This is a genomic window from Pseudomonas sp. FP2309, from assembly GCF_030687575.1.
Lineage (GTDB): Bacteria > Pseudomonadota > Gammaproteobacteria > Pseudomonadales > Pseudomonadaceae > Aquipseudomonas.
In genome coordinates this window covers 893476-906891 of record NZ_CP117439.1, presented here as the reverse complement: position 1 = coordinate 906891, position 13416 = coordinate 893476, and the positions used below count along the sequence as shown (strand labels likewise).

Genomic DNA, 13416 nt, shown 5'->3' with positions numbered 1-13416 from the left:
TGGGGAAAGGACACGTCATGTCGCGCACCACGCTCAAAACAACTGCCGGTTCACCACGTTTACTGGCCTCGGCCATCGGCGTCGCCCTCGGTGCCAGCTCTGCGGCCCATATGGCGCAAGCGGCCGAAGACACTGAACAAAAAGGCCAGCGTGACAGCATCTCCCTGGGTGCGACCAGCATCACTGGGGAAGAGCAGGACACCACGGCCTACCAGGTCGAAAAAGCCTCATCACAGAAATACACCGCGCCACTGGTGGACACACCGCGCTCGGTCACCGTCGTGCCGCAACAAGTGCTCAAGGACACCGCCGCCACCTCGCTGCAGGACGCCTTGCGCACAGTACCGGGCATCACCTTCGGCGCCGGCGAAGGCGGCAACCCCCAGGGCGATCGCCCGTTCATCCGTGGCTTTGACGCCCAAGGCGACACTTACCTGGACGGCGTGCGCGACACCGGCGGCCAGAGCCGTGAGATTTTCGACATTGAGTCGATCGAAGTCAGCAAAGGCCCGAACTCCTCGTTTGGCGGTCGCGGTTCGGCCGGCGGCAGCCTCAACCTGGTGAGCAAGACCCCACAGGCGCGGGATTTCACCAACGGCGGCTTCACCTACGGTTCCGACCAGACCCGCCGCTACGTGCTCGATGTGAACCGCCAGTTCCTCGACGACAGCGCCGCGTTCCGCCTCAACCTGATGAGCCACGAGCAAAACGTCGCCGGCCGCGATGCGGTGAATTACGACCGTTGGGGTGTGGCTCCGTCGTTGACCTTTGGCCTGGGCACCCCGACCCGCGTCAACCTCAGCTACTACCACCTGGAAAGCAACGACCTGCCGGACTCGGGGATCCCGTATGGCTACGGCTCATCGACCGCCACCGCCCATGTGCATGACAAACCCACCGACGGCGGCGACAGCAATAACTTCTACGGCCTCAAGGACCGTGACTTCCGCAAGACCCGCGCCGACATCAGCACCTTCTCGATCGAGCATGACCTGAACGACAGCATGACCCTGAAGAACACCCTGCGTCATGGCAGCACCGGGCAGGACTACGTCCTGACCCAGCCTGATGACAGTCAGCGTAACGTCAACCGTTTTGGCACCGTCTGGCGTCGCGCCAACACTCGCGTCTCCACCACCACGACCACCACCAACCAGACGGATCTGTTCGGCAGTTTCCAGGCGCTGGGTTTCAAGCACAGTTACTCCACAGGCCTGGAATTTACCGGTGAAGAAACCCGCGTGAGCAGCTACACCGTCAGCCCGAACACCAACCCGATCTGCACCGTGGCCAAGGGCAGCCTGGGCGGCCAGTGCACCTCGCTGAGCAACCCGAACCCGGATGACGCCTGGACCGGCAGCGTCGCGCGCAACTACAACGGCACCAACACCAAGGCCACCAGCCGCGCGGCCTACGTGTTCGACACCATCGAACTCGACCCGAAATGGCTGCTGAACGTCGGCCTGCGCTACGACACCTTCGACACCGTCGCCAACACCAACGCCACCGCCGGGCGCACCAAGCTCAAGGAAGACAGCCAATTCTTCAACTGGCAGGCCGGCCTCGTCTGGAAACCAATGGAAAACGGCAGCCTCTACGCCTCCTACGCCACCTCAGCCACCCCGGCCGGTGGTCTGGTAGGCGAAGGCGCCGACGGCAACCCACTGTCAGCCGGCGCGGCGTCCAGCGACCTGCAACCGGAAGAAACGGTTAACTACGAACTGGGCACCAAGTGGGACCTGTTCCACGATCGCCTCTCGCTGACCGCCGCGGTGTTCCGCACCGAGAAGAAAAACACGCGCATCCTGGTCGACGCCCTCACCTACCAGAACGCCGGTGAATCCCAGGTCGACGGCCTGGAGTTGTCGGCCAGCGGCAAAATCACCGATCAGTGGCAAGTCTTCGCCGGTTACAGCTACCTGGACAGTGAACTGGTCAAGGCTGGCCGTAACGGCCGCAACGGGGTAATCAGCGCCGGCTCCAACGAGGGCAATCAAATGCCCAACACGCCGAAGAACACTTTCAGCCTGTGGACCACCTACGCGATCACCCCCAAGCTGACCGTGGGTGGCGGCGCGTTCTATGTCGACGACGTTTACGGCGATGCCGGTAACACCGTGTATGTACCGTCTTACACACGCTACGACGCCATGGCCAGCTACAAGCTCAGCAAAAACATCGACCTGCAATTGAACGTGCAGAACCTGACCGACAAGGTCTACTACGACAAGGCCTACGCTTCGCACTTCGCCAACCAGGCGGCAGGCCGCACAGCGCTGTTGACTACCAGCTTCCACTACTGACCAACAGCCGCAGCCAAAAGCCCCACGCATCGGATGCGTGGGGCTTTTGCGTGTAAAAAAGAAGGTTTCTCGACAAGCCACGGCATAATGCGCGCCGTGCCCTACATACCCGGATAGACGAGGCGGTCAGACGTGTTCAAGAAAACCCTGTTCCAGTTGCACTGGTTCTTCGGCATCACTGCCGGGCTGGTGCTGGCCTTGATGGGGATCACCGGGGCTGCGGTCTCGTTTCAGGATGAAATACTGCGCGCGCTCAACCCCAGCGTCCTGAGCGTCGAAAAACGCGACGCCGGCGTGCTGCCCCCCGCCGAACTGGTGCGCACCCTCGAAGCCACCGAAGGCAAGACCGTGTCCATGCTGTGGGTGGAGAGCGAAAGCGGCAACGCCGCGCGCGTGTTCTTCACCCCGCCGCCGGGTGAGCGCCGTGGCCAGATGCGCTACTTCGACCCGTACACCGGCCGCTATATGGGCGACGCCGTGGGTCAGGATTTCTTCGGCTTTGTCCTGCAACTGCACCGCTTCCTCGCCATGGGCGAAACCGGCCGGCAGATCACCGGCGCCTGCACGCTGATCCTGGTGTTCTTCTGCCTGTCCGGCTTGTATCTGCGCTGGCCGCGCCAAGTGGCGAATTGGCGCGTGTGGCTGACCCTGGACTGGCGCAAAAAGGGCCGCAGTTTCAACTGGGATTTACACTCGGTGTTCGGCACTTGGTGCCTGCTGGCGTACCTGCTGGCAGCGCTGACCGGCCTGTCCTGGTCCTACGATTGGTACAGCCGGGGCCTGACCAAACTGCTGTCCGATGCGCCGCAAAACGAGCGCATGCGCAAGCGCGGCCCGCCGCCCGCAGGCCCGGCCCCGGTGGCCAACTATGACGCGATCTGGAGCAGCATCTACAGCAACGCTGGCCCTGGCTTGAGCGCCTACAACATCCGCATGCCGGCGGTTGCCGGGCAGCCCGCCACCGTCTATTACCTGCTGAAAAACTCGCCCCATGACCGCGCGCTGAACCAGATCAACCTGGACCCGGCCACCGGTGAGGTCAAATCCCACGAGCAGTACGCCAGCAAAAGCTTCAAGGCGCAGGTGCTGACCAGCCTCTACGCACTGCACACCGGCAGCTATTTCGGCCTGATCGGGCGGATTATCCTCACCATCAGCTCCGTGCTGATGCCGCTGTTCTTTATCACCGGCTGGCTGTTGTACCTGGACCGTCGCCGCAAAAAACGCCAGGTGCGCGACGCCCGCAACGGCCTCGCGGCCAACCATAACGATGCCTCGGCCTGGCTGATCGGCTTTGCCAGCCAGAGCGGTTTTGCCGAACAACTGGCCTGGCAAACCGCCGGGCAATTGCAGGCGGCCGGGCTGGCGGTGAAGGTGCAGTCGCTGGCCAACGTCACGCAGGACGAACTGCGCCAGTCGCAGCACGCGCTGTTTGTGGTGAGCACGTTCGGCGACGGCGAGGCCCCCGACAGCGCCCGAGGTTTCGAGCGCAGCGTGCTGGCGCAGGAGCTGTCCCTCAAAGGCATGAACTACGCGGTGCTGGCCCTGGGTGACCGTCAGTACCCACACTTCTGCGGCTTTGCCCGGCGCTTGCATTTCTGGCTGACCAACCAAGGCGGCACACCGTTGTTCGCCCCGGTGGAAGTGGACAGCGGCGACAGCGTCGCCCTGCAGCACTGGCAGCAACAGCTGGGCCAACTGACCGGCCACGCGCCCACCGCGGCCTGGCCCACGGCGCAGTACGAGCACTGGATGCTCAGCCGGCGCAGCCTGCTCAACCCCGGCAGCAGCGGCTCTGGCGTCTACCTGCTCGGCCTGACCGCGCCCGCGCCGCACACCTGGCAGGCCGGCGATCTGGTCGAAGTGCTGCCACGCAATGCTCCCCAGGCCATCGAGCACTTCCTCGACGGCATGGGCCTGATGGGCAGTGAAGGCGTGCTGGTCGACGGCCTGGCCCAGCCGCTCAACAGGGCCCTGGCCGGCCGCCAGCTACCCGACAACCGCAGCCACATGGTCGGCCTGCATGCCCAGGCACTGGTGGATGCACTGGTGCCCCTCGGCATGCGCGAATACTCCATCGCCTCGATCGCCAGCGACGGCGCGCTGGAACTGATCGTGCGCCAGGAGCGCCACCCCGACGGCAGCCTGGGCCTGGGTTCGGGCTGGCTCACCGAATACGCGGCCATCGGCTCGGGCATCAGCCTGCGCCTGCGCCGCAACAGTGGTTTTCATCTGCCGGACGCGCCGGTGCCGTTGATTCTGCTGGGTAACGGCACCGGCCTCGCCGGGCTGCGCAGCTTGCTCAAGGCACGCATTGCCGACGGCCAGCAGCGTAACTGGCTGCTGTTCGGCGAACGCAACATCGCCCACGACTACCTGTGCCAGGACGAACTGCAAGGCTGGCTGGCCAGCGGTGATCTGGCCTTGCTGGACCTGGCGTTCTCGCGGGACCAGGAAGAGAAAATCTACGTACAGGATCGTCTGCGCGAATCGGCCAACGTCCTGCGTAAATGGCTGGCCGATGGCGCGGCGATTTATGTGTGCGGGAGCCTGCAAGGGATGGCGGCCGGTGTGGATCAGGTGCTGCATGAAGTGCTGGGCACTGAGACGGTGGAGCGTTTGATTGAGCAAGGCCGGTATCGCCGGGATGTGTACTGACTCGCCGAGCAACCGTCAAAGCAAGCATCGATCCAGCTGTGGGAGCGGACCTGCTCCCACAGCCCCCTGCCAAATCAGACCGGCTGTAGTTTTTGCTCGAACACGGAGACCCCATCCAGGTCGCGCAAGATCACGCTCAACTCCGCCGTCTGCCCATCAATGTTCACCTCACCAAAAAACTGAAACCCGGCAAACGGCGAGGTGTTCTGCGCCGGCGGTGCCTTCTCGAACACCACTTCAGGGCCAAAGGTTTTGTCCAGCGCATTGGGCCCGAAGCTTCCCGCATTCAGCGGCCCGGCGACGAATTCCCAGAACGGTTCGAAATCCTGGAAGGCTGCACGGTCAGGGTGGTAGTGATGCGCGGCGCAGTAGTGCACATCCGCCGTCAGCCACACGTGGTTGCGCACCTGTTGCGCCCTTAAAAAGCTCAGCAGCTCGGCCATTTCCAACTCGCGACCTTGCGGCGCGCCGGGGTCGTTGTTGGCAATGGCCTCCCAACGCGCCACACCGGGGCTCACCTCGCCGTCGGGCACGCCCAGGCCGATGGGCATGTCGGCAGCGATGACCTTCCATTGCGCTTTCGAGCCCGCGAGTTCGCGCTTGAGCCAGTCCAGTTGCTCACGCCCCAGGAAGGGTTTGGCGCCGCCCAGATTGTCGTCATTGCCGCCGCGATAGCTGCGCATGTCGAGCACGAATACGTCCAGCAACGGGCCGTAACTGAGCTTGCGATAAATCCGCCCGCCGCCGTCGGCTCGCTGCAAGCGCATCGGTGCATATTCGAGCCAGGCCTGGCGTGCGCGGCCGACCAAGGCATTGATGTCTTGGGTCTGGTAACGCTCATCGAGCTGCTTGCTCGGCGACCAGTTATTCACCACTTCATGGTCGTCCCACTGCCAGATCTGCGGCACTTGGGCATTGAAGCGACGCACGTTTTCATCCAGCAGGTTGTAGCGGTAATTGCCGCGATACTCATCGAGGGTTTCCGCGACCTTGCTCTTGGCCTCGGTGGTGATATTGCGCCAGATGCGCCCGCCTTCGGTGGCAAGCTGCGCCGGTACCGGGCCGTCGGCGTAGATGGTGTCGCCGCTATGGATAAAGAAGTCCGGCAGGCGCAGGCGCATGGCTTCATAGATGCGCATGCCACCGATGTCCGGGTTGATGCCAAAACCTTGGCCGACGGTGTCGCCGCTCCACACAAAACGAATGTCGCGGCGTTGCTGCGGCACACTGCGCAAGTGCCCGAACCAGGGTTCGCTGGCGATGCCGGTCTGGGCGTCTTCGAAATGCACGCGGTAAAAGATCGCCTGGTCGGCGGGCAGGCCGCTGAGCTCGACGCGGGCGGTGAAGTCGCTGCGGGCGTCGGCCAACGGCGAGACGAATCGACGTGGGTTGCTGAACACGCTACGCGTGTCCCACTCCACCACCATCCGCGCGGGGCGGTCGCTGCGGCTCCAGACCATGGCGCGGTCGCCCAGCAGGTCGCCCGATTGCACGCCATCGGTGAGTTGCGGCCGGTCCTTGACCGACGCGATCACCGCCGGGGCCAGGCCCGGCAGTAACAGGCCGGCGCCGACGACTTGCATCACACGGCGACGGCCAGGATCGAAGTGGCTCATGCAGGTGCCCTCTCAAGCATCAAAAGGGCACTACAGCATGCGCTTATGACACCGGTGCGACAGCCAGGTCCACAGCCTCCGGCCGCTTGATCAGCGCATAGACCAAACCGGTCACCAGACTGCCGGCCACAATCGCCAGCAAATACAACAGCGCATGGTTGATCGCATTCGGAATCACCAACACAAACAGGCCGCCATGGGGCGCCGCCAGGACGCAGCCGAAGTACATCGACAAGGCGCCGGTCAACGCGCCACCGGCGATGCAGGCCGGGATCACGCGCAACGGGTCTTTGGCGGCGAACGGGATCGCGCCTTCGGAAATAAAGCACAGCCCGAGAATCATCGCGGCCTTGCCGGCTTCGCGCTCGGTCTGGGCAAACTTACGCCGCGCCAGGAACGTGGCGATGCCCATGCCGATCGGCGGCACCATGCCGGCGGCCATGGTCGCAGCCATCGGCGCGCCGCTGGAGGCTGCCAGCAACCCCACCGAAAACGCATAGGCCGCCTTGTTGATCGGCCCGCCCAGGTCCACACACATCATGCCGCCCAGCAGGATGCCCAGCAGCACCGCGTTGGTGGTGCCCATGGTGCTGAGAAAGTCGGTCAGCCCGGTGAGCATGCGCGCCACAGGCGGGCCGACCAGGTAGATCATCGCCAGGCCGGTGAACAGGCTCGCCAGCAACGGGATGATCAGGATCGGCTTAAGCGCCTCCATGCTTTGCGGCAAACGCACCGCGCGGGTGATCAACTTGACGGCGTAGCCAGCCAGGAAACCGGCAAAGATACCGCCGATGAACCCCGCGCCCAAGGTGCCGGCCAACAGGCCGCCGATCATGCCCGGCGCGATGCCGGGGCGGTCGGCAATCGAGTACGCGATATAACCCGCCAGCAGCGGCACCATCAACGTAAAGGCGCTGTTGCCGACAGATTTCAACGCGGCCGCCAACGTGCCTTGCTGTTCAAATGCATGAATACCGAACGCAAACGACAAGGCGATCAACAGCCCGCCCGCCACCACCATCGGCAGCATGAACGACACCCCGGTGAGCAGGTGTTTGTACACACCGGTTTTTTCTGGCTTGGCCACGGCACCGCTGGCGGCGCTTTCCACCGCCCCTTCGGCCAGGGCTTTGTTGAGGGTCGCCTCGGACTGCTTGAGCGCAACGCCAGTACCGCAGCGGTAAATCTTCTTGCCGGCGAAGCGCTCAGTGGCCACTTCGATATCGGCGGCCAGCAACACCACATCCGCGTTGGCAATGGCCTCGGGACTCAATGGTGTACGGGCGCCTACCGAGCCTTGGGTCTCGACCTGCAAGTCGTAACCCAGGCGCTTGGCGGTTTGTTGCAAGGCTTCGGCCGCCATGAACGTGTGGGCGACGCCGGTCGGGCAGGCCGTGATCGCCACGATACGCGGGGCATTTTTTGTCGCCAGCGGGGCTTGGCTGGCCACATACACCTGGGCCTCTTCGGCGCCCCGGCGCAAGATCGCTTCGACATCCGCCAGCGCCACGGCCGGGGTGCTCTGGAACACGCGTTTGCCGACAAAACGCTGCATGTCCACCGGGGTGCTGCTCACCAGCAATACCCACTCGGCGGCCTCGAGGGTCGCTTGGGACAACGCACGCTCGGGATGCTGCACGTCCACCACTTCGACGCTGGTGCTCCAGCCCTGGCGTTGCGCGGCGGCGTCCAACAAGCGGGCGCACAGCACACTGGTGACCATGCCGTTGGGGCAGGCAGTAACAATGGCTAACTTCATCACAATCCCTCTTATTGTTCGGTCAGCGTGCGCACAGCGACGCCGCTTTCGAGACGCGCCAACTGCGCGTCATCGCTGATACCAAAACCGATCTGCGTGACCGCCATCGCCGCAATCGCAGTCGCGCGGCGCAGGGTCTGTTCGGGTGCTTCGCCGCTGAGCAGGCCGTGGAGCATGCCGGCCAGCAACGAGTCACCGGCGCCGACAGTGCTGGCCACCGTCACCTTTGGCGGCGTGGCATGCAGGGTTGCACCTGGGCTGTACCAGCTCACGCCGGCCGCCCCGTCGGAGACCACCACATGTTCCACGCCCTGTTGATGCAGTTGGCTGATGGCGTCGGTGGCGTTATGCAGCGCTTCGGCCAGTTCTTCAGTGTTGGGTTTGACCATCCATGGGCCCGCCTTCAACCCGGCGCGCAGCGCTTCGCCGCTGGTGTCCAGAGCGACCTTCAGGCCAAGGCTTTTCAGGGTCTGCAGCAGTGCCTGGAACCATTGCGGGCTGACGCCGCGCGGCAGGCTGCCGGCCACCACCACTGCATCGAACTCGGCAGCGATGCCAGCGAGCGATTCGAGCAACTGTGCCTGCGCCGCCTCACTCACCAGCGGCCCCGGCGCATTGATGTCGGTGATGCGCCCGTCCTGCTCGGCGATCTTGATATTGCTGCGGGTTTCACCGGGGACACGAATAAACGCGTCGCCAAACCCGCGACTGGCGATGAGCGCGTCGAACGCTTCGGGGTTCGCCTCACCCAGAAAACCACCCACGCTCACCTGATGGCCCAGGTCCGCCAAGACCTGCGCCACGTTCACGCCTTTGCCCGCGGCATGGGTCAGCAAGGTTTCGCTACGGTTGACTTCACCCAGTTGCAGGTGCGCCAGACGTACCGTGAGGTCCAACGCCGGGTTCAGCGTCAGGGTCAGAATCCTTGCCATTTACAAGGCCTCCACAAGGGCACGCACTTCGGCGGGGGAACCCACCGCCAGTGCTTTTTGCGCCAGGCCCTGGGCCTGGCTCAGACTGAATTCACGCACCCGCGCCTTCACTTCAGGAATGCTGCGGGCCGACACGCTCAACTCATCCACACCCAGGCCGACCAGCACCGGCACCGCCAACGGGTCCGCCGCCAGCTCGCCGCACACACCAACCCATTTGCCATGGGCATGGGCCGCGCGCACGGTGATGTCGATCAGTTGCAATACCGCCGGGTGCAGGCCGTCGGCCTGGGCCGACAGGGTCGGGTGACCACGGTCGATGGCCAGGGTGTACTGGGTCAGGTCGTTGGTACCGACGCTGAAGAAGTCGACTTCCCTGGCCAGCACCGGCGCCAGCAGCGCGGCCGAAGGCACTTCGATCATGATCCCCAGTTGCAGGTCAGCCACCGGAATTTCCAGGCGCAGGCGCTCGGTCATGTCCCGGGCCGCGCGCCACTCCTCCACGCTGCCGACCATGGGGAACATGATGCGCAGCGGGCGGTTGTCCGCCGAACGCAGCAGCGCGCGCAGTTGGGCTTCCATGATCTGCGGGCGTTGCAAGGTCAGGCGAATGCCGCGCACGCCGAGGAAGGGGTTTTCTTCCTCGGCAATCGGCCAGTACGGCAAGGGTTTATCGCCGCCCACGTCGAGGGTCCGCACCACCAGCGGACGCCCGCCGAGGCCGTCGAGGACGCGGCGGTATTCGGCTTCCTGGGTGGCTTCGTCCGGGGCCTGGGGGTGGGCCATGAAAATCAGTTCGGTACGCAGCAAGCCGATGCCTTCGGCGCCCTGCTCCACCGCACCGGCCACACCGGCGCTTTCGCCGATGTTGGCGAACACTTCCACGGCGTGACCGTCACGGGTCAGGGCCGGTTCGTGGCGTTGCGCGGACGCGGCCTGCAGGCGTTGTTCGCGGGTGTCGCGCTCGACGGTGGCGCGTTGCAGGGTCGCGGCATCGGGGTCCACATGCAGGCGGCCGCGCTGGCCATCGAGCAGCAAGGGTGTACCCGAGGCCAGCAGCAATACTGCCGAACCGGCACCCACCAGCGCAGGGATACCCAGGGCACGCGCAACAATGGCGCTGTGTGCGGTGGCGCCGCCACGGGCGGTGAGGATGCCGGCGACACGCGCCGGGTCGAGGCGGGCGACGTCGGACGGACCGACTTCGTCCATCACCAGGATGTAAGGCTCGCTGGGCTCCTGGGCGCTTTCGACGCCGCACAGTTGCGCCAGCACACGACGACCGACATCACGCAGGTCGGCGGCACGCTCGGCGAGCAACGCATCCTGCAACGACTCCTGCTGTTTGGCGGCGGCTTCGATCACGCTCATCCACGCCGCTTCGGCGCTTTCGCCTTGCTTGAGGCGGGTGTCGACGTCGTCGGTCAGTTCCGGGTCGTCGAGCATTTCCTGGTGGGTGATGAAAATCTCGCGGATCGCCTTGGCCGGATTGCGCTCGATCAGGCCCTGGATATCCCGGCGCACATCTGCCAGGGCAGCTTGCAGGCGCTGGCGCTCGGTGGCCGAGGACTCACCGCGCAGGGGGTAGTCGAAGACGTGCTGGACCTGGATGTGCGCAGGGCCGATGGCAATGCCCGGCGCGGCGGCGATGGCCTGCACCTGGCTGCCGGCCGGCGGCGCGCTGAGTACCGGCTCGGTATCGAGCACCTCGGGCTGGGCCGCTGCGGTCGGCAGCGGCTCGACTTCTTCGCCCAACCCCTCTTCTACCGACGCCAGCAGCGCGGGCAGTGCATCACCGGCAATCGTTGGCTCGGCGATAAACTCCAGCACCTGGCCGCGACGCGCGCCCAGGCTGAGCAACTTGCTCAGGCTTTTGACCGACACGGCGCCGGCCGGGCCATCAATGATGCGCACGCGAATATCGCCGTCAAAACTTTTCGCCAATTGCGCGAGAATCTTCGCCGGCCGTGCATGCAGGCCGTGGGCGTTGGCCAGGGTGATACGCGCGCTCGGCCAGTCTGGCGGCAGTTCGCCGCCGAGCACTTCGAGCACCGCGCGGCTGCTGGTGGCGCGGCCCAGTTCCTGGCCACGGCCTTCAATCAACAGGGCGCACAGGCGCTCCAACAACGCCTGATGCGCTTCGCCCAGGCTGGCCAGGCAGAACAGGCCATTGAGTGGCTGGCCGAGGTAACGCATGGGTTTGTCCGGTGTGACGAACGCAAGGCCGGGGCGCTTGACCGTCTGTTCACTGTGCAACCACCACAGGCCATCGCCCAAGGGCAATGCGTCCACCTGCTGCAACACCGCGGCAAACCCGTTGCTCACACAGTCGGCCTGACGCAGAAGGCGTGCACCGCGCCACACCAATTCCTCGAAGTCGTCGGCGGACACGCCCAGGCTGATCATCTGCGCGTCGAGTGCCAGCTCCTGTGGCGCGCCTTGCAGCAGTTTCAACAGCGCCTCGGCGGTCGCGGCACGGCGCAGGGCCTGACCCAGGTCGGTCTCACCGAGGGCACGGGTGAGCAGTTGCAGCAGGCGCAAATGTTCGTCGGATTGGGCCGCAATGCCGATTGCCAGGTAGACGATCTGACCGTCGCCCCAGTCCACCCCCTCGGGGAACTGCAACAGGCGCACGCCCGTCGAGAACACTTGGTCGCGGGTTTCAGGGGTGCCGTGGGGGATGGCAATACCTTGGCCGAGAAAGGTCGAGCCTTGGGCTTCACGGGCTTGCAAACCGCTGAGATACCCTTCGGCGACCAGGCCATCGGCCACCAGTTTGTCAGCGAGCAGGTGCAAGGCAGCAGATTTATCCACAGCCACCTGGCCAATGGATATCTGCTCTACAGTGAGCTCAAGCATGCCGTTCTCCTAGTTAGTGCAAGGTGTGCACTAGGTATTGTTTTGAATAAAACCGTGTAATGGCGTTCAGTAATAACTGACTGAGCAGTCAATGGCAGTCACTACTCAGTGGCGAACGTCGTAAAAATACGCTGGCTGAAACGTTTAATCTAGACTTTGTGGCAGATTACGCGTTAATTGAGCATCATTGAAGAACCACTCGGCGCTTGAGCTGGGACATGGGTCGTAAGCTGGAATCGGTTACGATTGCAAAAAATGTCGGGGCAAGCTCCAAAAAACAAGGAAATCCCGGTTTGAAACTCAGTGATATAGCACGCCTGGCCGGTGTATCCGTCACCACTGCCAGCTATGTGATCAATGGCAAGGCCGAACAGCAGCGCATCAGCAACGCCACCGTTGAACGGGTGCGTGCCGTGGTCGAGGCCCATGGTTTTACTCCCAACCCCCAGGCCGCAGGGCTGCGCAGTCGGCACACGCGCACCTTGGGTTTTATCCTGCCGGACCTGGAAAACCCCAGTTACGCACGTATTGCCAAGCTATTGGAACAGGGCGCGCGCGCGCGCGGCTATCAATTGCTGATCGCCAGCTCCGACGACAAGGCGGACAGCGAGCGCCAACTGCTGCAACTGTTTCGCGCGCGGCGCTGCGATGCGTTGTTCGTGGCCAGCTGCCTGCCCGCCGGCGACGACAGTTATTGCGAGTTGCAAGCCAAGGGTCTGCCGGTGATCGCCATCGACCGGGTGATGGAGCCGGGGCAGTTCTGTTCGGTGGTCAGCGATGACCGCCAGGCTTGCCAGCAATTGACCAGCAGCCTGCTGCAACCGCTGCCCAAGCAAATCGTGCTGATTGGCGCACGCCCCGAACTGAGCATCAGCGGGGAACGTGCCGCTGGTTTCCGTGAAGCCTTGCAGGGGTTCACTGGTGAGGTGATCGTCGAACACGGCGAGGCCTTCAGTCGCGACTGCGGTCGGCAACTGATGGAGCACCTCCTTCAGCAATTGGGGCATTTGCCCGACGCGCTGGTGACTACGTCCTACGTGCTGTTGCAGGGCGTGTTCGACGCGCTGCATGACTTCCCGCTCAAGTCGCGCCCACTGCGCCTGGGCACCTTTGGTGACACCCAGCTGCTGGACTTCCTGCCGCTGCCGGTCAACGCCATGGCGCAGCAACATCAGTTGATCGCCGATACCGCCCTGCGCCTGGCCCTGGCGGCCATTGAAGAAGAGCACTACCAGCCGGGCGTGCACGCCATCGGCCGGACCTTCAAGCAGCGCATTGTCGAGGCGTAA

The 13416-nt window shown here is 64.2% G+C and carries 7 protein-coding genes; 3 read left to right on the top strand and 4 right to left on the bottom strand.

Translation table 11 applies throughout. The annotated features are described in order from the left end of the window. Positions 1 to 17: 17 nt before the first annotated feature. Positions 18 to 2303 (top strand): TonB-dependent siderophore receptor, encoded by a 2286-nt coding sequence (locus PSH59_RS04015; RefSeq protein WP_305394361.1) that lies wholly within the window; start codon positions 18 to 20, stop codon positions 2301 to 2303. 132 nt (positions 2304 to 2435) lie between these two features. Continuing rightward, a complete protein-coding gene (locus PSH59_RS04010; protein ID WP_305394360.1) occupies positions 2436 to 4961 on the top strand; it encodes a sulfite reductase flavoprotein subunit alpha in 2526 nt (841 codons plus the stop codon). Positions 4962 to 5035: 74 nt separating this feature from the next. Here the strand turns inward: PSH59_RS04010 and PSH59_RS04005 are convergent, their stop codons facing one another. From PSH59_RS04005 to ptsP, 4 genes are read right to left on the bottom strand one after another with little or no spacing between them, the layout of a single operon-like run. Next, complete coding sequence (locus tag PSH59_RS04005) at positions 5036 to 6577, bottom strand: alkaline phosphatase (protein WP_248075187.1); 1542 nt, start codon at positions 6575 to 6577, stop codon at positions 5036 to 5038. Positions 6578 to 6620: 43 nt separating this feature from the next. Next, positions 6621 to 8336 (bottom strand): PTS fructose-like transporter subunit IIB, encoded by a 1716-nt coding sequence (locus tag PSH59_RS04000; RefSeq protein ID WP_248075185.1) that lies wholly within the window; start codon positions 8334 to 8336, stop codon positions 6621 to 6623. 11 nt (positions 8337 to 8347) lie between these two features. Continuing rightward, positions 8348 to 9268 (bottom strand): 1-phosphofructokinase, encoded by a 921-nt coding sequence (gene pfkB / locus PSH59_RS03995; protein WP_305394359.1) that lies wholly within the window; start codon positions 9266 to 9268, stop codon positions 8348 to 8350. Continuing rightward, the gene (gene ptsP, locus PSH59_RS03990; RefSeq protein WP_305394358.1) at positions 9269 to 12127 is read right to left on the bottom strand and encodes a phosphoenolpyruvate--protein phosphotransferase; all 2859 of its coding nucleotides are present in this window, start codon (positions 12125 to 12127) and stop codon (positions 9269 to 9271) included. It abuts the gene before it with no gap. Between the two features lie 293 nt (positions 12128 to 12420). On the opposite strand from ptsP, the gene cra reads away from it, so the two are divergent. Continuing rightward, positions 12421 to 13416: a catabolite repressor/activator gene (gene cra, locus PSH59_RS03985; RefSeq protein WP_248075179.1), complete on the top strand. Its 996-nt coding sequence runs from the start codon at positions 12421 to 12423 to the stop codon at positions 13414 to 13416.

Coding starts and splice junctions, on each gene's coding strand:
- PSH59_RS04015 (WP_305394361.1), top strand. CDS start 18: ATGTCGCGCACCACGCTCAAAACAACTGCCGGTTCACCACGTTTACTG.
- PSH59_RS04005 (WP_248075187.1), bottom strand. CDS start 6,577: ATGAGCCACTTCGATCCTGGCCGTCGCCGTGTGATGCAAGTCGTCGGC.
- PSH59_RS04000 (WP_248075185.1), bottom strand. CDS start 8,336: ATGAAGTTAGCCATTGTTACTGCCTGCCCCAACGGCATGGTCACCAGT.
- pfkB (WP_305394359.1), bottom strand. CDS start 9,268: ATGGCAAGGATTCTGACCCTGACGCTGAACCCGGCGTTGGACCTCACG.
- ptsP (WP_305394358.1), bottom strand. CDS start 12,127: ATGCTTGAGCTCACTGTAGAGCAGATATCCATTGGCCAGGTGGCTGTG.